This is a genomic window from Acinetobacter sp. I-MWF, assembly GCF_025433935.1.
GTDB lineage: Bacteria > Pseudomonadota > Gammaproteobacteria > Pseudomonadales > Moraxellaceae > Acinetobacter > Acinetobacter guillouiae.
This window is the reverse complement of sequence record NZ_JAMBAR010000001.1, coordinates 103,209-129,699: the sequence shown is the minus strand read 5'-3', so window position 1 is coordinate 129,699 and position 26,491 is coordinate 103,209. Positions and strand designations below refer to the sequence as shown.

Genomic DNA, 26,491 nt, shown 5'->3' with positions numbered 1-26,491 from the left:
TTAAAATAGTATTAGGGTCTGTTGACAATTCGTCTATGTTTGCGACTACGTGTGTTTTTTAGGCGATACTAGGCGCGAAATACGAAATTTAGTTATTCTAAATGATGAGAAACATCGTTTCGCAAGGTAACACGTAGCGGCAAAAAACACGCTAGTCCCCCGCTGCGCCTTGCGCTGCAAACAAAGCAGTGCTTTGTTCTTGCTCAGGGTTGTAGCTAAAATTATCTCTGCCTTCATTCTAAATGATGAGAAACATCGTTTCGCAAGGTAACACGTAGCGGCAAAAAACACGCTAGTCCCCCGCTGCGCCTTGCGCTGCAAACAAAGCAGTGCTTTGTTCTTGCTCAGGGTTGTAGCTAAAATTATCTCTGCCTTCGTTATGAAACTCGAAAATAGTCTCGCTATTCTCTTCGTTTCATGCCTTGCCTGCTCAATTTTAACCTACAACGCAAGCCATTTATGAAATGTCTACAGACCCTATTGTTTATTTTCAGCCATTTTATCTGCTTTCGCTGCCCAATACGTGGCTAAAACAGGCCCAGAAATATTATGCCATAAACTAAAAATAGCACTTGGCACTGCGGTTATTGGAGATGCAGCAAAATGTATCGCTGCTAAGGTCACACCTAAACCAGAATTTTGCATTCCCACTTCAATCGCAACAGCTTTGGAGTCAGGATAAGATAAATTGAATAGACGACTTGCCCAATAACCTAATAAAAAGCCTAAACCATTATGTAAAATCACCACACCCAAAATCAGAAAGCCCGATTGCAAAATTGAAGCCTTACTGGCTGCAATAATTGCTGCCACGATCACCACAATGGCAACCACAGAAATCAAAGGCATCACTTGAATATATTGCTCAGTCTTTTGTTTAAATAGGCTTCTTAAAATCACGCCCAAAATAATTGGAAAAATCACCACTTTAAGGATATCGATAAACATTGAACCCGCATCAATCGGAATCCACTGGCTGGCTAACACATAGAATATTGCAGGTGTCAAAATAGGCGCTAAAAACGTTGAAACAGATGTACATGTGACGGATAAAGCAGTATTTCCTTTGGCCATATAGGTGATGACATTGGATGCTGTCCCTCCAGGGCAACAGCCGACAAGGATTACCCCTACCGCAATTTCGGGTGGTAAATTAAAAACTTTACAGAGAAAGAATGCCACACTAGGCATCACCACAAAATGTGCAACAACACCGATCACAACTGCTTTGGGATTTGACAAGACATTCTTAAATTCGTCCACGGTCATGGTCATGCCCATCCCCAGCATGATAATCCCTAAAACCCATGGAATATATGCTTTCATCCAGACAAATGCTGCTGGAAAACATAAGGCAATAAAGGCAAAGACCACGACCCACAGGGCAAAAGTTTTTTGTACAAACTGACTAAAACGTAAAATTGCTGACATTGTCCCTACCCAAGCAGATTGAGGATTTCGGCTTATCTTAAAGCAAGATGTTTTAAAGCAGTAATATTTCTCAAATGATGCAAGTCTTGGTGCTTATACTGCGTTGAAAATATCTTTTGAGATCATGCGTTTTACACCGACAGCCAGCATTTCCTGCCATGCGTGTTGTAAAGAACCGTGTAAATCAATCGCTTTGGTCGCGTCCGAAATCACAAAGGCTTTAAAGCCTAACTTGGCAGCATCCATAGCCGTCCATGCGACGCAGAAATCTGTTGCAATCCCCACGATATACACCGTATCTATACCGCGTTCTTTAAGATAGCCCGCCAAGCCTGTAGTGGTTTTATGATCGGCTTCCATAAAGGCTGAATAACTGTCAATTTGGGAACGAAAACCTTTACGAATGATCAGTTGAGCAGTTGGTATGTTTAGATCAGGATGAAATTCAGCATCTTTACTCCCTTGTACGCAGTGTGATGGCCACAATACTTGCGGGCCGTAATCTAACTGAATCAGATCATAAGCTTTACGGTTGGGATGATTCTCAACAAATGAAATATGGTTTTCAGGATGCCAATCTTGGGTCAGTACAATATTGTCAAAATGTAGTGCCAATTGATTGATGGTAGGAATGATTTGCTCAGCATGGGCAACTTCTAAATTTCCACCAGAAGTAAAACCATTTTGTACATCAACAACGATCAAGGCGCTACGCTCAGATTGCAACATTTCCCTACCCTTATATTGGCCAAATGACTATTATTTTAATCGTAAAAATTTAAACACTCGATGACTCAACATACAATATAACAGCGTACATTTGCGAGCGTCTTATCAAAATCAACCAAGAAATCATCTAGAACGGTTCGCTAGATTCTAAACGGCGAGACTCCGCTACCCAATAGAAAATTGTTTTCAAATACAAATAGGTTTTACCCTGCATTGGGATTAAAACTGCACGCTTTCAAATTTGATAAAAAACTGAAAATTAAAAAAAATTGCTTGGAAATGTGAGTGATTTGTTGCTTTTGTTAAAGAATTTCTAAGCTTTGACTAAAGCATATTGTTCTGACACGCTGAATCAGTCATAATTTGCATAAGCATTAGGCAATCTTTAAGATGATTGTTTCACGCTCAAATCAAAATACTGCAACCATCCCAATCCTTGTTTACTCAAACGCATGTGGATGGAAAAATAGGATATTTTTTTAAAATGACTCAGCAAGCACAGACCATTCAAGGCTCAATTGTCGCAATCGTCACCCCTATGTTTGAAGATGGCAGCGTAGATTGGAAGGGTCTCGAGAAGCTCGTTGAGTGGCACATAGAACAAGGCACTAATAGTATCGTTGCTGTCGGTACAACTGGCGAAGCATCTACTCTTAGCATGGCAGAACACACAGAAGTAATTAAAGAAATTATCCGTGTTGCCAATAAACGTATTCCAATTATTGCCGGTACTGGTGCAAACTCGACACACGAAGCGATTGAACTCACCAAAGAAGCCAAACAACTCGGCGCAGATGCCGCACTTTTAGTTACCCCTTATTATAACAAACCAACGCAAGAAGGTTTATTCCAACACTATAAGGCAGTTGCTGAAGCTGTTGACTTACCTATCATTCTTTACAACGTGCCTGGTCGTACTGGTGTAGATCTGCACAACGACACTGCGATTCGTTTAGCAGATATTCCTCAAATCGTAGGAATTAAAGATGCGACTGGCGATGTTCCCCGTGGTAAAGAGCTGATTGATGGCTTAAAAGGCAAAAACATGATGGTGTATTCAGGTGATGATGCGACTGCGAGTGAATTGATTCAGTTAGGCGCCCACGGCAATATTTCAGTGACAGCAAATATTGCACCAAAAATCATGAGCGAACTTTGTGCCGCTGCAATTGCAGGTGATGCTGCAACAGCGAAAAGCAAGGATGACCAAGTTGCAAAATTAAACAATATTCTATTTTGCGAATCGAACCCAATTCCAGTGAAATGGGCACTTCATGAAATGGAATTAATTGGTACTGGCATTCGCTTACCATTAACTCCCCTAGCAGAACAATACCGTGCACCACTGCGTGAAGAACTCAAAGCAGTGGGTCTCATTTAATAAGAGCTTAGTATTATGCAATTACGTTTAGGTTTAACTCTTGCCATTTCAGCTTTAAGCTTGGCGGGTTGTAGTTCCCTTGGAATCAGCAATGGTTCTTTAGATTATAAAAACACGACCACTGTAGAGCCACTTAGCTACCCTGAAGGTTCAACAGTTAGACCTGCAACGCCAATGTATCCAGCTCCTATTGTTGACCCTCTTGCACTTCAGCATGCACCAAAATTTGAAAATAAACGAGGCAACCGTTACGAGGTTCCTCGTCCAGATGTTGCTCAAATCAGTGCACCTGCTGATGAAGTTTCTGGATCAACTGAAAGTGTTGGTCGTCCTCAAATTTTAACTGATGGAAATGGCAATCCACTGATCAAAATTGATGGAAATTCTGCTACAATTTGGCAGTACGCACTTGCGACCCTCAGTAGCTTAAATTATAAGGTTATCGGCCAAAGCAAAAATGCCAATGAGGCAACTGTAAAAATCGATAATTCAACTTATGTATTGAAGCTTAATTCTGTAGGTTCAAGTAACACACTTGCTGTGTTTAACGCCGATAATAGCTTTGCAGACAAAGAAAAAGCTGCAGAACTATTAACCCAGATTTACCAAAACTGGCCAGCCTAGTCGTTCTAGGCAATTTTTTTTTGCAAAAGGTTCCCCCATGTTAAAACAAACCTTGCTCTATACTGGTAAAGCGAAATCTGTTTATGAAACAGATAGCGCGGATCATCTAATTCTAGTTTTCCGTGACGATGCTTCTGCATTTAATGGCGAAAAAATAGAGCAACTAGACCGTAAAGGTAAGGTGAACAACCGTTTTAATGCCTTTATCATGGAAAAACTGGCTGCAGCTGGTATTGAAACACACTTCGAAAAACTTCTTTCTCCAACTGAAGTTTTAGTGAAAAAATTGCAAATGATCCCTGTTGAATGTGTAATGCGTAATTATGCTGCAGGTTCATTATGCCGCCGTTTGGGTGTCGAAGAAGGTTTAGAGCTTGTTCCACCAACATTTGAATTGTTCTTCAAAGATGACGCTTTAGGCGATCCTATGGTGAATGAGTCTCAAGCAATTGCATTGGGTTGGGCAAATGCTGAACAATTGGCGCAAATGAAAGAATTGACTCAAAAAGTCAATGTTGTGCTGAAAGACTTATTCGCTCAAGGCAACATGCTTCTTGTTGATTTTAAACTTGAATTTGGCGTGTTCCATGACCGTATCGTATTGGGTGACGAATTCTCTCCAGACGGTTGCCGTCTATGGGATAAAGACACCAAGAAAAAACTCGACAAAGACCGTTTCCGTCAAGGTTTAGGTGGTGTTGTTGAAGCTTATGAAGAAGTGGCTACACGCATTGGTGTAGATCTTTCAGATATCTAATTTTAGATACTGATTCTTCAAAAACCGAGCTTTTTAGCTCGGTTTCTTATTTTAAGATGCTGATTTTTCTAATAGGTAATCATATAAATTTTCACCAGCTTTTTTCTGAAAGCGGTTTTCAAATAAAGGCACTAAAAACTCAGGGTTAATTTGTGGGAAACTGATGTCCTCAAAATCTTCATCGGATGAGTCTGCATATTGAATAATGACAATAATTTCTTCACCCTGTTGGTTTTTTAATTTTCCTTGTAATCTTAAATCTTGTAATGCTTGAATAATGGTCTTTTGATAGTGCGCTTGCAATTCGCTATATTGCTCATCTGTATAATCCTCTCCCAAGTCCTGATACAAAGCCGTGATTGCATCGTGAACACGATTATTGGCAGTACTTGAACAACTCCATTCTGAAATCCACCATGCTTCATAGACGTCTTCAAAGGTTTTTAATTGTTCTAATGTGCATCCTACATAAAAGAAACCGCAGAAATCCTCAACCATTCCCAAACCAATAGCACATAAATGCTGATCTTGTGTAAGCTGCTGAATCTCAGCGAATGCATCTTGGATATCTTGGTAAATCACTGAATATAAATTGTCTTTATTCATCATCATGTTCTTATCATTCACAATTTCAATGTAGAGTTTACTATCAAAGCATAAATTCTGTATATAAACCATTCGCCTATGTTGGCATTTCCCATCAGTAAAAAATTGAGCAATCGACGACTTAAAAATACTGTAAATTATTTTTGAAAAAGCGTTGCGATGAAACTTTAAACATTAAAACTTGACCTTACAATTATGGTAAGGTTTATCTTAAGTTTAAGTCTTCTTAGAGCAGGGTGAGATATGGAATTTTATATTGAAAATATGACCTGTGGTGGTTGTGCACGTGGTGTAACCAAAGCAATTCAATCTGTAGATGAAAATGCCAAGGTGATTGCCGATCCACCAAGTCACAGTGTTAAAGTTGAAACAACAGCAACACAGCAACAAGTGGTTGATGCTTTATCAGAAGCGGGCTTTCCTCCACGCTAAGCTGATTGGATAAAGTGAAAAGGGCTATCAATTTAAGGTAGCCCTTTTGCATTAAAGCAAATATAAACTGATCAAACTGGGCTCTGTCATCACAGTTATATATCTGTATAGCATTGATCAAACCTAGCCTTTAGCTGATGTAAATTGTTGATCATCACTATATTTCATCAACTTGATTCAATATCATCACCTCATCACTGAGCCATTCAAAATCATACGCTTTATCAATAATTTCAAAAGATTGTGTATCAAAATTTCCATAAAACATCGCATGATAAAATCTAGATTTCTAAACTGAGAACACTTTAAATAACCATACACTTTGCAGATTTTATTCTATTTATATTTTTAAAAGTTGTTTTCTAAATAATCTCAAGCTCACTATGATCACAACAAACCGTTACAAAAAGAGCTACAAAATAGAGTTATGCGTACATTATCAAAACGATATTCATTAAGCCTGACCGCCAGCTTAGTTTTTACATTTCTGTATCCACATGCATACGCTGCGGAACAGATTCCAGCCACCCAAGAAGTTAAAACACTTGATACCATTGTTGTCACAGGTACACGTTCGCTAAAACGTTCTAAAACAGATTCCTTACAACCGATTGATGTGATTAGTGCAGCGGAATTGACAGAACGTACAGGTTCAAGTGAATTAGGGACGGCGCTGGCTAAAATTATCCCCTCGATTAACTTTCCTCGTCCAACCGTTGTCGATGGAACAGAACTCGTTCGCCCAGTACAACTAAAAGGGCTTTCTCCTGATCAAGTTTTGGTTTTAGTGAATGGCAAACGTCGCCATACAGGGGCATTTATTAACCTTGGGGGCACCATTGGACGCGGTTCGGCACCGACCGATTTAAATGCCATTCCGATTTCTGCCATCAGCCGTATAGAAGTACTTAGAGAAGGTGCGTCTGCTCGCTATGGTTCAGATGCAATTGCTGGTGTCGTCAACATTATCTTAAAATCTGATCCTAAAACAGGTGATGCAGGTATTCGCTACGGTATTTATAACAAAGGTGATGGTGAACAAAAACAATCCTATGTCTCAGGCGGTACTCAACTGGGCAATTATGGTTATGCCATTTTTTCTGGTGAATGGCAGGACAATGAAGCAACCAATCGCGCAGGTTTAGACCTTCGTGATCCAAACGCCACTACATACGGACAAAGAACTTTTCGTTTTGGTGATCCAAAATCAGATGAGGTAAAAGCTTCTGTTAATGCTGGTTTTGACCTCAGTGATACTGTTGAATTATATGGTTTTTCAACCTATAGCCATCGTAATGCAGAAACTGCTGGGTTCTATCGTTTGAGTAATGCCTCGAACAATGTACCTGCATTATTTCCAAATGGTTATTTACCGCTGATTCGCGGTCAATTAGATGACTTTAGTGCCGTTGCAGGCTTACGTGGGGAAGTCGCAGATTGGCGCTATGATGTTTCAGCTAATTATGGCTTAAACCAATATGATGTAAATACAAAAACCATCAATGTCGATCTATACAAAGATACAGGTTCAACACCAAATTCATTCCATAATGGACAGTTAAAGAATACCCAAGCTGTTTATAATATTGATTTGTCAAAAGAATTTGAGATCTCTGCTTTTGCAAGTCCATTAAATGTCGCGTTTGGTGCTCAATATTTAAATCAACAATATCAAATCAAAGCAGGCAATCCTGCCTCTTATTATAAAAGCGGCTCTTCAGGTTTATCAGGCTTTCGCCAAGCAGATGCTGGGAAATGGACACGTGACAGTTATGCAGGATATCTCGATTTAGAAACAGATATTACCCAAAAACTTTCAGCATCTACAGCCTATCGTTATGAGAAATATGATGACTTTGGGGACACCAATAATGCATCTCTTTCGTTACGTTATAAGCTATTACCTCAAGTTGCGGTACGTGGCTCAGTTTCTACAGGCTTTCGAGCACCGAGTCTAGCACAACAATATTTCACTCAAACCTCTTCGCAATTGGTCAATGGACAGTTTGTTGAGGCTGGAACATTTCCAAGTTCTTCACAAGTTGCACAATTGCTCGGCGCAGAAGATTTAAAAGCTGAAAAATCAAAGAATTATAGCCTTGGCTTGGTACTTACCCCAACTAAAAACCTATATGTAACTTTGGATGCCTACCAAATTGATATTGATGACCGCATTAGCTTATCTTCAAATATCAATGCCAGCAGCCCCGCTGTTCGCGCTTATTTGGTGTCTAAAGGGATTACCGATACCAATTTCAGCACGGTGCGTTTCTTTAATAATGCCAGTAATACCCGCACTCGTGGTGTAGATTTAGTTGCCAATTACCAATGGCAAAACCTGCCTTATGGCGAGTTAACCACATCTTTAGCATATAATTTTAATCGCAATAAAGTCACCGATGTCGATAAAAACCCTGAGATTTTAAATGCCTTGGGTGTCAACCTCACCCGTTTAGACCGTCGTGAACAATATGGTCTATTGGCAGGAAGCACACCTGAACATAAATTCAGTTTAGCCAATGATTATAAAATTGGAAATTTTGGTATCAATACCAATATCACACGTTATGGAAGCTTCGAAACTTACAGTAACTCAGGTGCTGCCAGTGATCAGAAATTTTCTGCAAAATGGCTGTTGGATTTAGCACTAACATACCAATTAAACAATTGGAAATTTACTGTTGGGGGAGACAACATTACCAATGTTTATCCTGATAAAGATGTTTATGACATCAACAAACCTACAGGCGGAAGTTTGCAATACAGCCAGTTCTCACCGTTTGGCTTTAATGGTGCGTTCTATTACGGCAAAATTAATTATAAGTGGTAGAAGTTAAAGTTAACCAAGGGCTTCAAACCGAGTTGAATGACTCGGTTTTTATGCTTATCGTTATTGGGTATATCCCCAACCTGTTCAGAAACACATACACTAGAATATAATTTTCTTCATTCATAATTTTAATTAAATCAATTTGCGTAGACGCTACCTAACTTTTCAGAGATGAGAAGAGGCAAGTTATAAAATCTCCTGTTGGATCAGCGAGTATCGGTAAGCTTGAATTGCTGATGAACTTTTTTTAAGAAACTTATATACTCAAAACAAACGATATTCAGATTTAATCCAACATGATAAAAACAATTTATGCTGTCATTTTATTCTTGATCATTTTAAATCCTGCACAGGCGGAAGAGTTAAGCTGTCAGCAAGATTATCCTAAAATTATTGCGCCTGACTTAGATCAATTAGGACAAGATTTAAAGAAAAATGATTATTCATTTATGCAACAAAAAACCCATCCATCTCTAATCAATTATGTTGGTGGTGCAGAAGCTTATCAGCAGTTGCTCAAATACGCTCAAAATCTGCTTGCCAAATCACAGGTAGAAATTGTCAATGTACAATCAAAGCCACCACTTTATAGCTATATCGTAGATCATGAAGAAATTTGCTTTGTACCCAAAACCATCACCATGAAAGTTGCGGGTCAAATTCAAGCAGCATCGCCCTCATTTATGGTCGCCATTCGTTCACTACAATCACGTCAATGGACCTATCTGGACGGTGCAGGACTAAAGAATACTCCTCAGATGCTGTTTACACTTTTTCCGAATTTCCCCAAAGATGTAAAACTCCCATTTCAAACAGATGCCATAAAATAAGCTATTGAATGATGACCTTTATAGGGGCTGAAAAGATTTGATAGAAGTTTTGTGCATCAATCTGATATTTATAACCAGCCAAAACATATGCAGTGCCCTTTTCAGAGAAACTCAACTGACCATTTTTAATCTCATGTTTTGCAGAACCTGATAAAACGACAAAATTACTGAGTTGCTGATTGAGTTTCGCCCCATCTTGCTGAACCAATTGCGCATTGAGTAATACTGGCTGTTCAGCTTTTACTTTGACATTCTTGGGTGCTTGAATATCAACGATGTATTTCGCATAAAGTTGCGCAGAATTGGTGGTTATCCCGTAGGTCCCTGCAATATATAGTTTTTTAAATGTTTCATCATTCAATGCCCAAGGCCAAAAACTGATTCCACGGTGCTTGGTCGTTTCTAAAAGATTGATCAAATCAGCACGATAAGCTGGGTTATACGTTGAATTATATTTCTGAACATCGGCATTGATTTGTTTGGCGGCAATTAAAGTATTGCGGCTATTGGGCATGCTTCCAACCAATAACCCTCGTGGTATCTCAGACAATTGTGACTGTGCACGCGCAACTTGATCTGCATTAAATGAGGTCGTGACGACTTGATTTTCAACTTGGTACTTTTTAATTTCATCCTGCATTTTTGCAACCAATGCTGGATTGGCACTTTTCATTTCGATCATCAATACAAAGTTTGGATTGTGCTTAAATGTAGTGAAATATTCTGCAAGGGTCGGTATTGGATAAGCTTTGTTTTTAGATTTTAATTGCTGAACCTGCGCAAGGCTCATTTCTTCAATTTTACCTGTTGAACGCGTAGTGCGATCCACTGTTGCATCATGCATCACCACAAGATGCTGGTCTTTGGTTAAATAAATATCGTTTTCAACAATATCTGCTCCCAAAGCAACTGCATGTTTTGCACTTTCTAAGGTATTTTCATCTTCTAAACTGGGTACACCACGATGCCCAATAATAAAGGGTTTACGCAATAGTGTATTTTTTGGAAACTGCTTTAAAACACTGGCAAATAGCGTACTTTGCGTTGTAATAATCCCATTCACACCTGAAGTCAAAATACTGGCGACATCCTGTGGATCATGTGCTGGTGTATCAACCCACACTGTCATTAAATGACGTTGAATAAAGCTGACACTCGATTTGTTGGCAAGGCGATGCGGAAGAACCACGATGCGTGCATAAGCCTGATTAGTACGACGCATAATTTCAGAAAGACCTACATGACTCTCCTTTAAATTTTCGCGACTTAAATCTAATGCTGTTCGAAGCGTAGGTACAATTTGATGCGCAGACTTGAGTAAATCATCACTTTTGGACAATACAGTAATATCGCTCATATCGTGAGATTTAGAGAGTAATTTTAAGGCTTCAATGCTTTTGGGATCTTTGATTTCTAAAACAGGGATGGTATTGCGCTGTGGATTGGATAAATATTGTTGTAATGTTTCAACTACCTGCCCTGTCTGATCGAGCAAGTTTAAATTGGCATCTAATTGATAATATAACTGATTGGTTGAATTTAATGGACTGCTGGTAGTTTTAACTTTTTGAATCAGCGTCGGGGCCAAAGCGACATTAGTTTGAATTTCTTGCACTTGGGTGACTTTATTGGCTAAGTCTGGCAATGCACTGGTTTGTTCAGAGACTTGAATATTTTTAACTTTTAAGACAAGGCCTGTTGCTGAAAGCCCGATACCGCCTTTGGCAGATCCTTGGTCAAGTTCTACATCTTGCATCAACTGATGATTTAAATAATGCTGTACCCGTTGTCCAGACACCACAATGCTGGCTTTATACCATTGATTTGCTTTGATGTTCTCCGAAAATGCTTTCGTTTCAGAGACCTCCCATTGCCCGTTACTTTTATGCCGACCAAACTCCGTACCATTTTTTGCAGTGGTGTCTGTTCTGAGGGTAAATTGATAATAACTGCTTGGAATCACCCCCTGAGTTTCTGTGACATCATAAATCACACTGCCCCAACGCGAGTTATTGACAGCTTGGTCTAAAGTAAATTCGAGATCAATGCGATAGTTTTGTTGTTTTTCAAGATTTTGTGGTAATAAAATTGAGGTCGGACTGACTGAATTTGCTCGACCATCAATATGAAGTATTCCATTTTCAACATAGACGTTGCCGGCATTGTTGCCAGGAATACGCCAACCTTGAGGAATTGTTTTTTGCTGAACAAAACTTTGTTGATAAAGTGTTTTAAGCGGCTGCGCGGCAAATTTAGGCTGATTTTGGGTCGAAATTTTACTTGCTAGTTCAGCATGGCTCAACATCGGCAAAGAAATTAAAACAGCAAAAGATAAAACGGATAATTTCATAAAATTTCTAAACAATTTAGAAGCACTTTGCTCAAGCATATTTCTAAAATGATGTCAGCCTAATTTAAATTTTGCCGATATTTTAAACCTTTATATAAAATAGAACATCTATTTAAAAGATGCCTAAGCAAATAAACTTCACAACTACTGTTGCTGCTGTTCTTGTTGCCAACGACGTTGCTGTAAACGCTCACCTTCAACTTCACGCTTATTACGAGCAGACTCATATAATTTTGTGCCTTTCAATTCAGGTGGTAAATATTCCTGTAGCACAAAATTTTCAGGGTAGTTATGAGGATAAAGATAATCCACACCATAGCCTTGTTGTTTCATAAGCTTGGTCGGTGCATTACGTAAATGGAGTGGCACAGGTAGGTTGGACGTTTTTTCTGCAAGTTCTAAGGCTTTATTGATCGCCAAATAAGTGCTGTTACTCTTTGCGCTGGTTGCCAGATAAACTGCGCATTGGCCTAAAATAATTCGACACTCAGGCATGCCTATCGCTTGAACCGAGCGGAAACATTCGCCCGCTAAAAGCAAGGCATTTGGATTTGAGTTACCAATATCTTCTGAAGCAGCGATCAACATACGACGAGCGATAAAAACCGGATCTTCACCACCTTTAAGCATGCGTGCCATCCAATACAACGTTGCATCAGGATCACTACCTCGTATAGATTTAATAAACGCAGACACAAGATCATAATGCTGCTCACCTGACTTGTCATAGCGTGCAATGTTCTGTTGCGCAACTTTGACCACGATCGCATTGGTCACAATATTTTCAATATCGGACTCAAAGGTACTGGCAATTAAATCGATTAAATTAAGTGCCTTACGTGCATCACCCGCAGCAAATTGAACCAATGCATCAAATTCTTCAATCTGGATATGGCGGTCTTTTAAAAATTTATCTTGTTGAATCGCGCGTAAAATGAGTTCTTGAATCGCCTCATTACTTAATCCATTTAAGGTATATACCTGACAACGAGACAGCAAAGCACTGTTGACTTCAAATGAAGGGTTTTCAGTGGTCGCACCGATCAGGGTAATTTTGCCTTTTTCAACCGCATTCAATAAGGCATCTTGTTGCGACTTATTAAAACGATGAATTTCATCAATAAACACCACCGGTGTTAATAAATCACCACTGTCAGCAATCACCTCACGGAGCTCTTTTACCCCTGTATTTAAGGCAGATAAGCTAATAAATGTACGATCGACTGCTTGAGCCAATAACAATGCGATGGTGGTTTTCCCAACACCAGGCGGCCCCCAAAAAATAATTGAGGGTAAATGCCCTTGATCAATCATTTGACGGAGTGGTGCTGCAACACCGAGTAAATGATCTTGCCCAATAATTTCAGACAAATCACGTGGACGTAAACGTTCTGGAAGCGGAATTTGAGTGTCTGACATACTGCTTTTTTAATTGATGAATGCTGTCCTTAGTCTACTATGGAAAATCATCAATATTGCACTTTCAGCTTTAAAATAATCGATTCTGCAAAACATCCATTAATGAGGCCTGAAATACTTGACCATGACTAAGATGTGGATAAAGCATTAATTTGCCATCTACGCCTTTACTGGCCAAATCTAAAACCAATTGACGGTTATTTTGAATCATATCCCGATCTGCATTTGGGCTGATTGGTCTAGTTGTCGACTGAATGATGTCACCCTCCATCACCCATAATTTTTTGTGTTTTAGTTGCTCAGGCGGGGCTTTTTCAACGGCTTTGAGTAATCGAGAATCTGCCCATGTGAGAGATGGACTGGCTGAAAAATAGTGTGAAAACTTATTATCTGTACTTTGACTATTTAAAAGGGTATCTAAAACAAATAAACCACCATAAGAATGTCCCCACAATGCGGTACGTTGCTTATCCAGTTTTACTTGCGTATTGACCCACGGCATAATTTTTTCAAACAGCACCCGTCTAAATTGTGCACTTCCGCCTGCCATACGTTCAGGATTGCGTGGGTCAGCCGCCACTTTTCCAGATTCATCAGCAGGTGTGTAGTCTACAGACCGTGAAGCGGACTCAAACGGTAACTGGGTTTGATAGCCTATAGCCACCAACACGGGGCTGTCTTGTTCGGATAGTTTTTTTAACAGTGACTCATCTAAACGCGCCATAGCAGAGTTGCCATCTAACATATAAACAGCAGGTAAGATCTTATTTTTATTGATATGTTTAGGGATACCGACCCAAACTTTATAATGCCGTTGTTGATCTGCGGATTGAAAATTTTTTACTTGAAATTGATAATAACTGGAGCCTTGCTCCGCAATATTTGGCCCTAAAGCTTGCAAATCTGGTTTTGCATAAACATTGGAGTGAATACCGAAACTCAGGCTGATTGCACATACACAGAATGCACTTTTTTTGAATAACCAAGATAAAGCAAACATTTTAAAACACATCAAACTGAAGAGTTTGCCTATCATATTACTATTTGATAATGATTATCAATTCATAATTGATTCAAATGATTTACCGCACCCATCTTACAATGTATTCATCAATGTCTTCTTCATTGACTTCTGTTTCTGAGATACAACGCCCAGCAGCAGATTTTCTGGCTTTAATCACATTGCTTCTTGAGCCTGTGATCAGATAGTGCCATGCCGGTAAATTTTTACCTTCATTCACCCGACGATAAGCACAACTTGAAGGCAACCAATGAATATTGGCTAATTTTTCAGGGCTTAATTGAATACAGTCGGGTACATAATCTAAACGATTAGGATAGTCAGAACATTGTGCTGTTTCACAATCGAGGAGTTTACAAGACACTTTGGTATAAGCTATTTCATGTGTGTCATCATCTTCTAATTTCACCAAACAGCACAACCCACAACCATCGCACAACGCTTCCCACTCGGTCGGATTTAACTCAGACAGTGTATAATTCTTCCAAAACTGGGGGCGGATCTCAAAGGTCATGGCATAACATTAAAGTCATTTAAGGCGAAATAATTATATCAGTATATAAGCAGAAATTAGAAAATTTAAAACAGAACAAACCTTTACATATTGCTTTATTAATCACACTTTTTAAACACAACTTCACAAGTCCCTCAGATTTTTCTGCCTATACTGAAAATACATAACAAAAATATGGAGATGAATCTTATGTTTCGTTGGGCAATTATTTTCGCTGTGATCGCCTTAATCGCAAGTTTATTTGGTTTTGGTGGTGTTGCGGGAATGTCTAAAGACTTCGCAGTCATTCTTCTCGTTGTCGCGGTAATCCTCGCGATTGTTGGTTTTATTTCGAGAGGAAAAGTTTAGCTTTTCCTGATCAATTTTCATGAAAGAGAAGAACCTTGGTTCTTCTCTTTTTCATTTGAAAACGACCTTTTTCATTCATAAATTTTCACATTTCTATTGTAAATATTCGAAATTTAGTCATTTGAATCTTATATATTTATGCTTTAATCAATCTCATTCTCGCCGATACACAAGGATTAACAGATGACTCTTGCAATCAAAACTCGTGAAATTCAATACCAAGCAAAAGATGGAACAACTTTAATCGGTTATTTTGCTGCGCCTGAATCCGCACAACCAGTTGCAGGTGTGATTGTTGGTCCAGAATGGTGGGGCCGAAATGAGTATTCTGAACAACGTGCTCGAGAGTTGGCACAACATGGTTTTGCTGCGCTGGCAATTGATATGTATGGCGATAAAAAAACCACGGCTGTTGCGACTCAAGCCCATGAGTGGATGATGCAAACCTTCCAACATGAGCAGACCATTGTTGAGCGTTCAGCTGCGGCTTTGGCTGCTTTAGCAGCACAACCAGAAGTCGATGCAACGCGTTTGGCTGCGATTGGATTCTGTTATGGTGGTAAAGTGATATTAGATTTGGCACGCTCAGGTGCTGACTTAAAAGCTGCGATTACTTTTCATGCAAATTTATCTGCGCAAAAAGCAGCGGAAGCAGAAAAATTTAAAGCGCAAGTGTTAGTGCTACATGGTGAAAAAGACAGCATGGTGTCTTTGGCAGATGTCGAATCGTTTAAACAAGAAATGCAGCATGCTCAGGTAAAATCTGAAGTGATCATCCTGAAAGATGCTAAACATGGCTTTAGTAACCCACAAGCAGATGAAAAAGCAAAAGCCAATGGCGTAGATCTAGGTTATAACGCCGAAGCAGAAAAAGCCGGATTAGCAGCAATGTATGATTTATTAGATCGTACCTTGGCTTAACCTACTCTGGCTTAATTAAAATATGTTCTACGTCGATTAAGACAACAAAACGAGGGATTAGAAATGACTGAAAAAGTATGTCCTTATTGTGACTTTGAAGAATTTGATATCATTGATAAAAATGAATTTGGTGCAATTTTGCCTGAACATAACCCTTTGTCTAAAGGTCATTCAGTGATTATTCCTTTGCGCCATATTGCTTCTTTTTTTGAGGTTTCAGAGAAAGAACGTAAAAGCCTTTCCTCTTTATTGGAACTGGCACGTAACGAGCTTAAGATTCGCCATCAACCTGAAGGTTTCCATATCGCCTTTAATGATGGTCATGTGTTTGGTGAAGATCAAAGTGAACATTTCCATATTCACATTATCCCACGTTATAAAAACGAACCGCTTAAACTGGATAAGCGTTGGGGTATCATCAACGAAAACTAAGTTGTGGCTATAAACGCATTTGAAAAGACGCTTTGGCGTCTTTTTTTATGCAGATTGCTGCTCAAGTTTAAGATAATTTTCCGCAATAAATTTATCTTGGTTATACTGAGCATCCAATTTTTACGCTAGATTGTTATGTCGCAATTTTCATTTTCAGATGCGCTATTGACTTGGTTTGATCAACACGGGCGCCATGATTTACCGTGGCAAGTGGCTGATGATCCATACAAAGTTTGGGTGTCTGAGATTATGTTGCAACAAACACAAGTCAAAACTGTACTGCAATATTTTGATAAATTTATCCAACGCTTTCCAACTGTCGATGATTTGGGTAAAGCCTCATGGGATGATGTTGCCCCCTATTGGGCAGGATTAGGCTACTACGCCCGTGCACGCAATTTGCATAAAGCAGCAGGCGTGGTCAGCCAGCAAGGGCATTTTCCACAAAGCTTAGAACAATGGGTGGAACTTTCAGGTATTGGTCGCTCTACTGGTGGCGCACTGATGTCGCTTGGCTTACGCCAATATGGCGTCATTATGGATGGCAATGTAAAACGTGTTTTGGCCCGTTTCTTTGCCATTGAAGATGACCTGAGTAAACCCATCCATGAACGAGCCATGTGGCAACTGGCGGAAAGCTTATGCCCAACTGAACGCAACCACGACTATACCCAAGCAATTATGGATTTGGGCGCAACCATTTGTACACCCAAAAAGCCACTCTGCTTATACTGCCCTATGCAACAACATTGCCAAGCCCATCAACAAGGGCTAGAAACTGAACTGCCTTATAAGAAAGCTAAAAAGCCTGTTCCTGTTAGAACTGGCACTGTGTTATTAATTGAGTCAGATCAACAATGGTTATGGGAACAGCGTCCCAACAGTGGTTTATGGGGAGGCTTATGGAGTTTACCGATTTTTGAAAATGAGCTCGCGTTTCAACAGCTTTGTCAAAGTCTAAAACTTACTTCAACTGTTGAACCTGTCCAAATCTCGCATAGCTTTACCCATTTCACATGGATTTTAAATGCGCATATTGTTCGAGTTGAATCAGACCAAAAAGAATACCTTCAGGCTGAACTTGGGGGCGAATGGTTAACACCACAAAAAGCTACACAAATGGGCATCCCTACAGCCATGAAAAAATTGATCTCAGCAGTAAAAATATGACATAGTCAGACACGGGTATTCGAAGCATATTTCAATTTTAATTTGCCCTTTTGAAACTTGAAAAAAAGGATTTCTCGTGTCACGTAGCATCCAATATTGCTTGATGGCCTTGCTTGCCATTATTTTAACTGCATGTACCACTGCACCTAAAAAGCCAAGCTCATCTAAGCCTCAGCTTCCACAAGCTCAAATTAACCGCCTAAAAGCAATGTCAATGCCAACCCGATTGGCAATTCCTGTAGATGGAGTAAAACCACAAAACCTCACAGATACTTGGGGTGCATCTCGTAGTGCTGGGCGAGCACATGAAGGAATTGACATCATGGCTTCACGTGGAACCAAAGTTTATAGTAGCACTGAAGGTGTGATTACCAGTTTAAAGAGCAATAATCTGGGGGGTAAAGTGATTTGGCTCATCGGACCAGGTGGGGTTTATCACTATTATGCTCATCTAAACGATCACAAACGTGGTCTACAAGAAGGTGATTACGTTAAAAAAGGTCAGTTAATCGGCTATGTGGGCAATACGGGAAATGCACGACATACTGCACCGCATTTGCACTATGGACTATACTTAAGGGGTAAAGGCCAAGGTGCAGTTAACCCCTACCCTTATTTACGTTAATTTTAGATTGAATCAATTTAGGAATATTCCATGTCAGAAGCATTGCTTGAGCGTTTAGTTGAATTTGCAGAATCAGGCAATCAACAAAAAATTGCCCTCAATGGACAAAATCATCAAGGCTGGATTATGGAAATCACCGATGAAGCATTAATGATCAGTACTGGCTTTGCAGACAAAGCGGGTAAAGATATTTGGGTAAATTTTAAAGATTTACAACATGCGCAACTTTCCTATTGGGACAACAAACAAGATCAGTGGGTCGAATTTAAACTTTAGACAATTAAAACTTAAATCAATCAGAACAATGGTAGATCTTTTATGACAAATAAACGCTGTGGTTGGTGTTCAGATGATCCTATTTATATTGAATATCATGATCAAGAGTGGGGTAAATCCAATCGAGATGAACAGCATTTATTTGAAATGCTTTGCCTAGAGGGGCAACAAGCAGGTTTATCTTGGATTACTGTTTTAAAAAAGCGTGAAAGCTACCGCGCCCAATTTTTTAACCACCCGATTCAAACCATCGCCAATTTTACTGAACAAGAGCTTGCCCTAAAATGTCAGGATGCTGGGCTGATTCGCCATATCGGGAAATTAACGGCAATTCGTGACAATGCCATTGCATGGCAAAACATGAAAGCTCAAGACATCGATATGGTGAACTGGTTATGGGATTTCGTCGACCAGCAAGTACAACTCAATGATGTCCCTGATTATAAATTAGCACCAGCACAAACCGAAACCAGTCAAAAGCTTTCCAAAGCGTTAAAAAAGAATGGTTTTAAATTTGTTGGTCCAACCACTTGCTATGCCTTTATGCAAGCAGTGGGTATGGTCAATGACCATGAAAATGATTGTATATCCCGCTAAAAGTTTAACTGAGCAAACAGGAAGGATTCACATGTCAAATAACACGTTTCATGCTTATGCTGCCTTAGAGGCAGGTGCAGCACTTGTACCCTATCAATTTGATGCAGGTGAATTACAGCCTCATCAGGTCGAAGTCAAAGTTGAATATTGCGGTTTATGCCATTCCGATGTTTCAGTGATTAACAATGAATGGGGAAATTCAGTTTTTCCAGTGGTTGGCGGTCATGAAATTATCGGTACCATCACTCAGCTGGGTTCAGAAGCGAAAGGATTAAAAGTCGGTCAACGTGTCGGTATCGGCTGGACTGCGGAAAGTTGTCAGCACTGTGATCCATGTGTTAGTGGTCAACAAGTGCTTTGCACTGGGGGTTCAGTTGCAACTATCGTTGGTCATGCAGGCGGGTTTGCAGATAAGGTCCGTGCAGGTTGGCAGTGGATTATTCCTTTTCCTGAAGATTTAAACCCTGAAAGTGCTGGCCCTTTATTGTGTGGCGGTATCACTGTTTTTGACCCAATTTTAAAACATCAAATTCAAGCAGTTCACCATGTTGGTGTCATTGGAATTGGTGGCTTAGGTCATATGGCCATTAAAATACTCAAAGCGTGGGGTTGTGAGATCACTGCCTTTACATCAAGTTTGGATAAAACAGATGAACTTAAAGCGATGGGTGCAGACCATGTGGTCAATAGTCGCGATGCCAATGCGTTAAAAGCGCAACGTGGCAAATTTGATTTATTGCTCTGTACGGTAAATGTGACTTTGGACTGGAAAGCATATCTGAATACACTGGCGCCAAATGGCACAATTCATATGCTAGGTTTAGTCCTCGAACCGATGCCGATTCCTGCGGGTGCTCTGATTGGCGGTGCGAAATCAGTGACTGGTTCACCAACAGGCTCCCCTTTTGCATTACGTCAATTATTACAATTTGCCGCACGCAAAAACATTGCACCACAAATTGAAGTTTATCCAATGTCAAAAATTAATGAGGCTTTGGAGCGACTTCACTCTGGAAAAGCCCGTTATCGTATCGTATTAAAAGCGGATTTCTAATTTAAGTCTGACCATCCATCACGGTTTATCAAGAACCGTGAATGGAATAAGGCTGTCGGGCTATGCATTTACTCACAAATCAGTTTAAGCCACACTCTTGGCTGACAATTCCCCCCTTACCCAATCTGCCAATAACATGATTGCATCCTGAATTTCCTGAGACAATTCATGGCCTGCATTTAAGCGAATACAATTGTTATAACGGTGATCCTCACCAAAAATAATCCCTGGCACAATATTGATACTGTATTGCTGTGCATAATAATACAACGCCAAGCTATCAATCTGTTCTGGGAACTGTAACCACAAGGCATAACTTCCCTGCGGTTGATTTAAACGGATCTCAACCCCATAAAAAGCATGTTGAATAAACTGTAAATATTGCGCAACTTGAGCCATCAACTTAGGGCGTAACTCACTCAAATGCTGACGATAGGCTCGGCTATAAATCAAATCAGCAAGCCCCAATTGCAATGGTGTATTGACCGAAACATTTTGTAAAATCAACTTGGCATGTAAGTGCTGTAAACGTTGTGGCAAACAGAACCAACCGACTCGATAAGAGGTCGACAACGACTTGGAAACCGATCCGCAATAAACCACATAGCCCTGTTGATCCCAATATTTAATCGGTAAAGGGCGTTTGGCATTAAAGCTACATTCAGCATAAATATCATCTTCAATCACGTAACACTGATACTTCGCTGCCAGCTGTGCGATTTTTTCTTTCTCGGCATTAGTCAAACAGAAGCCTAAAGGGTTTTGAAAGTTGGCGGTTAATAAACAGACTTTTGCGCCTGAGTTTTGCATCTCTTGTTCTAAACGCTCCAGATCAAAACCTTCGGTATTGGCAGGGATTTCAATAATTTTTCGTTTGAGCAACGCCAATAATTGCAACTGACCATTATAGTTTGGCGTGGGCACAATCACACTGTCACCGATTTGGCTAAGGCTTTGAATCATCACAGACAATGCTGGCATACAACCATTGCTGATATAAATATCTTCTTTGGCAATATAAAAACCATCTTCAGCCCAATGTGCTGACAAAGCCTCTCTTAACTGAAGGTGCCCTTGGCGGTCATTATATAAAAAGTCTTCTGGCTTACTGTGCTTTAAAGCACGTTGTATTGAACGGCGTAAGGCCTCTACAGGAACTAGATTAGGCGATAACTGAATCGAACCTAAATGAATCAGCTTATTATTGATTGCAGCTTCATGAATTTGAATTTGTAAGTCTAGATTCGAAACTTCACGCGCTCTCGACTTAAAATCAGGATGGTCAGGTACAGCAATCTGTGGGGCTTTTTGCTGCGATTGAACAAAATAGCCAGACTTTTCTTTGACGTAAATCAAGCCTTGCGCTTCAAGCAATTCATAACAACTCTTTGCTGTATTAAGACTAATATTTTGCAATGCTGCAAATTTTCGCAAAGAACTGAGTCGTTGCCCAACGGCCAACTCACCACAATAAATTTTCTGTGCAATTTGTTGTGCTAATGTTTGATATTGAAAAGCCATATCTGTACTCAAATTTTAATATTTGTTGTATCTGTATCTATAAAGTTAACAGATTTATGCTTCATTCACAGCCAATTTTTACAAACAAATTGATTTGAAAGGAGAAAAAAATGAAAACGATCGCTTTAATCAGTATTGTCTTTGGATTAACTGCTTGCCAGCCTCAGCAGGTCAATCAAGCTGCTCAGAAACAACATTTTGTATGTAAATCTTTGATTGAAGGCTTTTTAAAAACACAAAATTTAGCTGAGTATCAGCTTGATCATCTAGAACCCACCTTACACCAGACTGCAGCTGTGCGAAACTACCGCTACCATGCCAGTAGTGATCAACGGATGAAGATTAATATCCCGGTGCAAAAAGACTTGACGTTTAAATGTCTTCAGACAGCAACTGATCATTTTGAAATCCAATTGGTCAATCCACAACAACCCAGTAGCCAAACTTTACTAAGTCTGGATTTACCACCACAAAAGACTATCGAAACTTTGACAGCTTTTGCGTTAAAAACTCAATAAATAAACGGACACGCTTTGGTAAATGTTCCTGTTGATAATACACCGCATGGATGTGTTGCTCATAAAGCTCTATTTGATCTTCAAATAGAGCGATCAAGCGGCCTTGCTTTATATCTTTTAAAATCTCAAACTCAGACAATCTCGCAATTCCATGCCCGCGTAAACACAGTTGGCGGACAGTTTCACCACTGGATGCTTTGATTTTTGGTTTGACAGTAAGCCTTTCTCCATTGACTCGAATCGGCCAAGTATTTAAACGGCTGACTTTGCTAAAGCCAATTTGGGTATGGTTTAAAATATCTTGCGGTGTTGCTGGATAACCATGTGTGGCTAAATACTCAGGACTGGCAACGATATATAATCGGCTTTTACATAACAAACGTGCATGTAAGCTCGAATCATTAAGATCCCCAAAACGTATTGCAACATCTGTCTTATGTTCTAATAAATCGATGATCTGATCGTTACTGTTTAACTCTATTTCTATCTCAGGATACAACTGAGAAAACTCTTGCATCAACGGTGCAATCACATGCAATACAAAAGGTGTCGCGGAATCCACTCGAATCAGCCCAGAGGTATCACTGTCTGATTTTAATAAAGCATCTTCTGCTTCATTGAGGTCATGCACAATTTTTCGGGCTTTTGCTAAAAATAATTGCCCCTCTTGGGTCAACTTAAGTTTACGTGTTGTCCGCTCTAATAAGGTGACATTCAGTTTAGATTCAAGTCGTTGCAAGGCTCGACTTACACCTGAAGTGGTTTGTTCAAGATGCGTTGCTGCTGCAACAATCGAACCACTATCGACAATATTAATAAAAGCCTGTAATTCTTCGAGTGTAGATTTCATTGCTGTCAGCGCTCTGTTTATTGTTGATTTCTAGTCAATAATATTTTGCATATTCCTGTATTTTTCCGCAACAATTAAAGTAGCAAAATACACTCAATCTTAGAAAATAAAGTGAAATCCAGCATGACAAACATCGTTCCTCAATTTGGTGTCGGTACTTTCCGTTTAACAGGACAAACTGTGATTGACTCGGTGAAAACAGCCTTAGACGTTGGTTATCGTGCTGTAGACACTGCTCAAATCTATGGCAACGAAGCAGAAGTCGGTCAAGCCATTGCAGAAAGCCATATCCATCGTGATGATTTGTTTATCACAACAAAGATATGGACAGATCATTATCAAGCCGACAAACTTATTCCAAGTCTTAAAGACAGCTTACAGAAACTGGGTACTGATGCTGTCAACTTAACCTTGATTCACTGGCCAGCGCCAAGTCTAGGAATTTCTGTTGCAGAAATGATGCATAACCTGTTAGAAGCGAAAAAGCTGGGCCTAACTGAACATATTGGAATTTCAAACTTCAATATCGACTTATCGCAACAAGCCATCGCTGCTGTAGGACTTGAAAATATTGCCACCAACCAAATTGAACTTAGCCCTTATTTGCAAAATGATAAGTTGGTGAATTTTTTACAGTCACAAAATATTGATGTGACCTCTTATATGACCTTGGCATATGGCAAAGTTTTAAATGACCCAACATTAACTGAAATTGCCAAACAGCATCAGGCTTCTAGCGCTCAAATTGCATTGGCATGGGCATTGCAGAAAGGTTTTGCTGTCATTCCGTCATCGACTAAACGTGAAAACTTAATCGCCAACTTAAAAGCACAAGAGATTCAGCTATCTGCTGAAGAAATGCAATTAATCGCGCAATTGGAACGTAATGGCCGTGAGGTTGATCCTGAAAACTTAGCACCTCAGTGGGATGTTTAATTCACTGCTGGAGTAAAAGTGATTTAAAGCAGCGCAAATCTTGGCTTAGGCTTTGATTAGCAAAGTTTAGTTGCTAGGTTTTGCTTACTAGGCTTCAAAACATGATTTACCCCTTTTGATCATGACTTAGATTGCTTCGCAAGAGTGTTTTCTTGCGAAGCTTTATTTTGTCATTTCATCAAAATAGCGGCTGAAAAGTAAATGAGCATCCTCGTGATTGACCGCACACTGTTACATCCCATCATTTTCAATATGCTGTATATTTGAGATTTCTCATGAAATTAAATTTTCCCTTACTCGCATTGGCGATTGGTGCTTTTGCAATAGGAACAACTGAATTTTCTCCTATGGGCTTTCTTCCCCAAATTGCAGAAAATTTGAATATTTCAATCCCAACCGCAGGTATGCTGATCACCGCTTATGCACTCGGAGTTATGATTGGCGCACCGTTTATGACCTTATGGTTTGGACGGTTCCCACGACGTAAAGCGCTTATTCTAGCCATGATTATTTTTACCATTGGCAATATTCTCGCTGCAATTGCCCCCAATTATTGGGGCTTAATGGCCGCTCGAATCCTGACCAGCCTCAATCATGGGGTGTTTTTCGGGATTGGTTCCATTGTTGCAACAAGCGTCGTACCTAAAGACAAACAAGCCAGTGCTGTTGCTACCATGTTTATGGGCCTCACCATTGCCAACATCGGTGGTGTGCCTTTAGCCACATGGGTTGGGCAGAATATTGGTTGGCGTATGTCATTTGCAGCAATCGCCTTACTCGGCGTGATTACTATGCTGTCACTATGGAAAGCCTTGCCTGAAGATAAAGCAAATCAACGTCCTGATGTCAAAGCAGAATTAAAAGTGCTGACTCGGTTGCCTGTGGTTCTTGCATTGCTCACCACGGTGATGAGTGCAGGTGCAATGTTTACCCTCTATACCTATATTGCGCCTAGCCTACAAAACATCACCCATGCAAGCCCGATGTTTATTACTTTGATGCTGGTACTGATTGGGATTGGTTTTTCAATTGGTAATCACTTAGGTGGGAAATTTGCAGACCTGTCACTGACCAAAACATTGACCAGTTTCTTGCTGTTACTGATGGTGAGCATGTTGCTGTTCCCAATACTGGCTCAAACTCAAATTGGTGCAGCATTGGCACTGATTGTCTGGGGAGCAGCAGCCTTTGCAGTGGTCCCACCTTTACAAATGCGTGTCATGTCTGTTGCTCATGAAGCACCTGGATTGGCGTCCTCTGTGAATATTGGGGCATTTAATTTAGGCAATGCTTTAGGTGCAACAGCTGGTGGAGCAGTATTGAGTATGGGCATGAGTTATGCTGCGGTGTCTATTGCAGGTGCGGTACTTACAGCTTTAGGGTTAGTGCTGGTTTTTATTCAAATGAAAATGAATAAAGCACCTGCTCAACAATATAGCCATTCAGCGTAGCGCTTAACAATCGCCACAAAGACTGCAAGTAACCTTTCTTTCTACATCAACACATTGAGAAAGGTTACTTTCAATAGTTAAATGAGCGGAAAGATCTGCCAAGCTTTATTTTTTCGAATATAGCGTTGTTTCGTCAATAAGTGATCTGCTTCAGAATTATTGATCAAACAATGCCTATTTTAAAATATCAGGCAAAGCTGTAAAGGGTTTATTCTTTGCCAATTCTGTTTTCATTTTCTGCAACATCTGATAAGGCTGCTGTTCGACCAAAATATTGGTTAAGCTTGCAGGAATGGAACCTTCTGGATTGGCGTGTCCAGAGGTAATGACTTTGACTTTATTGGCACCCAGTTTTTGAAAGATCCAATCACCTGAATAATCTTTTAAACGCACATAGTCAGGATTCAGTGCTTTACCTTGCTGAATCGCAGAATTTTTAATAAAAATACTGCCATTTGCATCTTTAGACATGGTTCCTTTGACCACCATATCGCGATCTTTTAACGGAAAGGGAAAATCTAAAACCATATAAATGCTGAATTCACCTTTTTTATCATCGCGAGATAACACTTCAGCTTTGGCAACATTGGGGACCCATTTCGGTGAGTTTTTAACATCCAATACCAAAGCAACAGCACGATCAATTGGTACGTCTAATGTTGTTTCAGCTTTATAAGACAACACAGAATTACTGGCATCCTTGTATGTCCATACCTGAATGTTATTTTTATTCAAACTCAATTTGGCATTGCTTGGTAAAGCAGCTTGTGTAGTCAGGCCAAAAGCACTGATTACACAAGCAAATAACATCACTGTTTTTTTCATTTTTGAATGTTCAAAATTTGACTAATTGTTTTAATTCTATCGC

The 26,491-nt window shown here is 39.8% G+C and carries 27 protein-coding genes; 17 read left to right on the top strand and 10 right to left on the bottom strand.

Translation table 11 applies throughout. The annotated features are described in order from the left end of the window. Positions 1-477 precede the first annotated feature (477 nt). Together M2R48_RS00585 and pncA are read right to left on the bottom strand one after the other, a co-directional pair. Complete coding sequence (locus M2R48_RS00585; RefSeq protein ID WP_262084785.1) at positions 478-1,431, bottom strand: bile acid:sodium symporter family protein; 954 nt, start codon at positions 1,429-1,431, stop codon at positions 478-480. A 93-nt stretch (positions 1,432-1,524) separates the two neighbouring features. Further along, on the bottom strand, positions 1,525-2,160 hold the full coding sequence (gene pncA / locus M2R48_RS00580; RefSeq protein WP_262084784.1) for a bifunctional nicotinamidase/pyrazinamidase: 636 nt from the start codon (positions 2,158-2,160) through the stop codon (positions 1,525-1,527). Between the two features lie 484 nt (positions 2,161-2,644). On the opposite strand from pncA, the gene dapA reads away from it, so the two are divergent. Genes dapA through purC form a run of 3 tightly spaced genes read left to right on the top strand, consistent with a single transcriptional unit; the run spans position 2,645 to position 4,922 of the window. Next, positions 2,645-3,541 carry a 4-hydroxy-tetrahydrodipicolinate synthase gene (gene dapA, locus M2R48_RS00575; RefSeq protein ID WP_262084783.1) on the top strand — a complete coding sequence of 299 codons (897 nt, stop codon included), beginning with the start codon at positions 2,645-2,647 and terminating at the stop codon, positions 3,539-3,541. A 15-nt stretch (positions 3,542-3,556) separates the two neighbouring features. Further along, the gene (locus M2R48_RS00570; RefSeq protein WP_034614727.1) at positions 3,557-4,165 is read left to right on the top strand and encodes a lipoprotein-34 precursor (NlpB); all 609 of its coding nucleotides are present in this window, start codon (positions 3,557-3,559) and stop codon (positions 4,163-4,165) included. A gap of 37 nt (positions 4,166-4,202) precedes the next feature. Continuing rightward, positions 4,203-4,922, top strand: a complete 720-nt coding sequence (gene purC, locus M2R48_RS00565; protein ID WP_004818291.1) for a phosphoribosylaminoimidazolesuccinocarboxamide synthase — start codon at positions 4,203-4,205, stop codon at positions 4,920-4,922. Positions 4,923-4,973: 51 nt separating this feature from the next. Here the strand turns inward: purC and M2R48_RS00560 are convergent, their stop codons facing one another. Beyond that, the gene (locus M2R48_RS00560) at positions 4,974-5,534 is read right to left on the bottom strand and encodes a DUF4303 domain-containing protein (RefSeq protein ID WP_262084782.1); all 561 of its coding nucleotides are present in this window, start codon (positions 5,532-5,534) and stop codon (positions 4,974-4,976) included. A 237-nt stretch (positions 5,535-5,771) separates the two neighbouring features. On the opposite strand from M2R48_RS00560, the gene M2R48_RS00555 reads away from it, so the two are divergent. The 3 genes from M2R48_RS00555 to M2R48_RS00545 all read left to right on the top strand — a co-directional run bounded on the left by M2R48_RS00555 (position 5,772) and on the right by M2R48_RS00545 (position 9,620). Next, complete coding sequence (locus tag M2R48_RS00555) at positions 5,772-5,960, top strand: heavy-metal-associated domain-containing protein (RefSeq protein WP_004818287.1); 189 nt, start codon at positions 5,772-5,774, stop codon at positions 5,958-5,960. Positions 5,961-6,387: 427 nt separating this feature from the next. Further along, positions 6,388-8,790 (top strand): TonB-dependent receptor plug domain-containing protein, encoded by a 2,403-nt coding sequence (locus tag M2R48_RS00550; RefSeq protein WP_262084781.1) that lies wholly within the window; start codon positions 6,388-6,390, stop codon positions 8,788-8,790. Positions 8,791-9,086: 296 nt separating this feature from the next. After that, positions 9,087-9,620, top strand: a complete 534-nt coding sequence (locus tag M2R48_RS00545; protein ID WP_262084780.1) for a hypothetical protein — start codon at positions 9,087-9,089, stop codon at positions 9,618-9,620. Position 9,621: 1 nt separating this feature from the next. Here the strand turns inward: M2R48_RS00545 and M2R48_RS00540 are convergent, their stop codons facing one another. The 4 genes from M2R48_RS00540 to M2R48_RS00525 form a co-directional block, all read right to left on the bottom strand. Further along, positions 9,622-11,970: a glycerophosphodiester phosphodiesterase family protein gene (locus M2R48_RS00540; protein WP_262084779.1), complete on the bottom strand. Its 2,349-nt coding sequence runs from the start codon at positions 11,968-11,970 to the stop codon at positions 9,622-9,624. A 144-nt stretch (positions 11,971-12,114) separates the two neighbouring features. Next, on the bottom strand, positions 12,115-13,389 hold the full coding sequence (locus M2R48_RS00535) for a replication-associated recombination protein A (RefSeq protein WP_004718810.1): 1,275 nt from the start codon (positions 13,387-13,389) through the stop codon (positions 12,115-12,117). A gap of 70 nt (positions 13,390-13,459) precedes the next feature. After that, complete coding sequence (locus M2R48_RS00530; RefSeq protein ID WP_262084778.1) at positions 13,460-14,389, bottom strand: alpha/beta hydrolase; 930 nt, start codon at positions 14,387-14,389, stop codon at positions 13,460-13,462. Between the two features lie 82 nt (positions 14,390-14,471). Beyond that, positions 14,472-14,924, bottom strand: a complete 453-nt coding sequence (locus M2R48_RS00525) for a YcgN family cysteine cluster protein (protein ID WP_034614705.1) — start codon at positions 14,922-14,924, stop codon at positions 14,472-14,474. 189 nt (positions 14,925-15,113) lie between these two features. Between M2R48_RS00525 and M2R48_RS00520 the strand changes: the two genes are divergently transcribed. The 8 genes from M2R48_RS00520 to M2R48_RS00485 all read left to right on the top strand — a co-directional run bounded on the left by M2R48_RS00520 (position 15,114) and on the right by M2R48_RS00485 (position 20,347). Further along, entirely contained in the window at positions 15,114-15,272 is a 159-nt protein-coding gene (locus tag M2R48_RS00520) for a DUF1328 domain-containing protein (RefSeq protein WP_004718815.1), read from the top strand. A 183-nt stretch (positions 15,273-15,455) separates the two neighbouring features. Further along, positions 15,456-16,193 carry a dienelactone hydrolase family protein gene (locus M2R48_RS00515; RefSeq protein ID WP_105713930.1) on the top strand — a complete coding sequence of 246 codons (738 nt, stop codon included), beginning with the start codon at positions 15,456-15,458 and terminating at the stop codon, positions 16,191-16,193. 63 nt (positions 16,194-16,256) lie between these two features. After that, a complete protein-coding gene (locus tag M2R48_RS00510) occupies positions 16,257-16,625 on the top strand; it encodes an HIT family protein (RefSeq protein WP_004718818.1) in 369 nt (122 codons plus the stop codon). Between the two features lie 135 nt (positions 16,626-16,760). After that, on the top strand, positions 16,761-17,795 hold the full coding sequence (gene mutY / locus M2R48_RS00505; RefSeq protein ID WP_262084776.1) for an A/G-specific adenine glycosylase: 1,035 nt from the start codon (positions 16,761-16,763) through the stop codon (positions 17,793-17,795). 76 nt (positions 17,796-17,871) lie between these two features. Beyond that, positions 17,872-18,420, top strand: coding sequence for a M23 family metallopeptidase (locus tag M2R48_RS00500; RefSeq protein ID WP_004818257.1), 549 nt, complete (start codon positions 17,872-17,874; stop codon positions 18,418-18,420). Between the two features lie 30 nt (positions 18,421-18,450). Continuing rightward, positions 18,451-18,696 (top strand): hypothetical protein, encoded by a 246-nt coding sequence (locus tag M2R48_RS00495; RefSeq protein WP_056517037.1) that lies wholly within the window; start codon positions 18,451-18,453, stop codon positions 18,694-18,696. A gap of 42 nt (positions 18,697-18,738) precedes the next feature. Then, positions 18,739-19,293 (top strand): DNA-3-methyladenine glycosylase I, encoded by a 555-nt coding sequence (locus tag M2R48_RS00490; protein ID WP_151801874.1) that lies wholly within the window; start codon positions 18,739-18,741, stop codon positions 19,291-19,293. A 31-nt stretch (positions 19,294-19,324) separates the two neighbouring features. Further along, on the top strand, positions 19,325-20,347 hold the full coding sequence (locus tag M2R48_RS00485) for an NAD(P)-dependent alcohol dehydrogenase (protein WP_262084775.1): 1,023 nt from the start codon (positions 19,325-19,327) through the stop codon (positions 20,345-20,347). Between the two features lie 84 nt (positions 20,348-20,431). Here the strand turns inward: M2R48_RS00485 and M2R48_RS00480 are convergent, their stop codons facing one another. Next, on the bottom strand, positions 20,432-21,868 hold the full coding sequence (locus M2R48_RS00480) for a PLP-dependent aminotransferase family protein (RefSeq protein ID WP_004718828.1): 1,437 nt from the start codon (positions 21,866-21,868) through the stop codon (positions 20,432-20,434). Between the two features lie 110 nt (positions 21,869-21,978). Here M2R48_RS00480 and M2R48_RS00475 point away from each other — a divergent pair, with 110 nt between their 5' ends. Beyond that, on the top strand, positions 21,979-22,386 hold the full coding sequence (locus tag M2R48_RS00475) for a hypothetical protein (RefSeq protein ID WP_262084774.1): 408 nt from the start codon (positions 21,979-21,981) through the stop codon (positions 22,384-22,386). On the opposite strand, the gene M2R48_RS00470 is transcribed toward M2R48_RS00475, so the two are convergent. Then, positions 22,346-23,236: a LysR family transcriptional regulator gene (locus M2R48_RS00470; RefSeq protein WP_004718832.1), complete on the bottom strand. Its 891-nt coding sequence runs from the start codon at positions 23,234-23,236 to the stop codon at positions 22,346-22,348. The two genes, M2R48_RS00475 and M2R48_RS00470, sit on opposite strands and share 41 nt — an antisense overlap. Before the next feature lie 123 nt (positions 23,237-23,359). On the opposite strand from M2R48_RS00470, the gene dkgB reads away from it, so the two are divergent. Both dkgB and M2R48_RS00460 read left to right on the top strand, forming a co-directional pair. Next, positions 23,360-24,172 (top strand): 2,5-didehydrogluconate reductase DkgB, encoded by an 813-nt coding sequence (gene dkgB / locus M2R48_RS00465; protein ID WP_154130161.1) that lies wholly within the window; start codon positions 23,360-23,362, stop codon positions 24,170-24,172. Between the two features lie 275 nt (positions 24,173-24,447). Then, positions 24,448-25,623, top strand: a complete 1,176-nt coding sequence (locus tag M2R48_RS00460; RefSeq protein ID WP_262084773.1) for an MFS transporter — start codon at positions 24,448-24,450, stop codon at positions 25,621-25,623. A gap of 174 nt (positions 25,624-25,797) precedes the next feature. Here M2R48_RS00460 and M2R48_RS00455 read toward each other — a convergent pair whose 3' ends face one another. Continuing rightward, a complete protein-coding gene (locus tag M2R48_RS00455) occupies positions 25,798-26,448 on the bottom strand; it encodes an START domain-containing protein (RefSeq protein ID WP_151956668.1) in 651 nt (216 codons plus the stop codon). Positions 26,449-26,491: the final 43 nt, after the last annotated feature.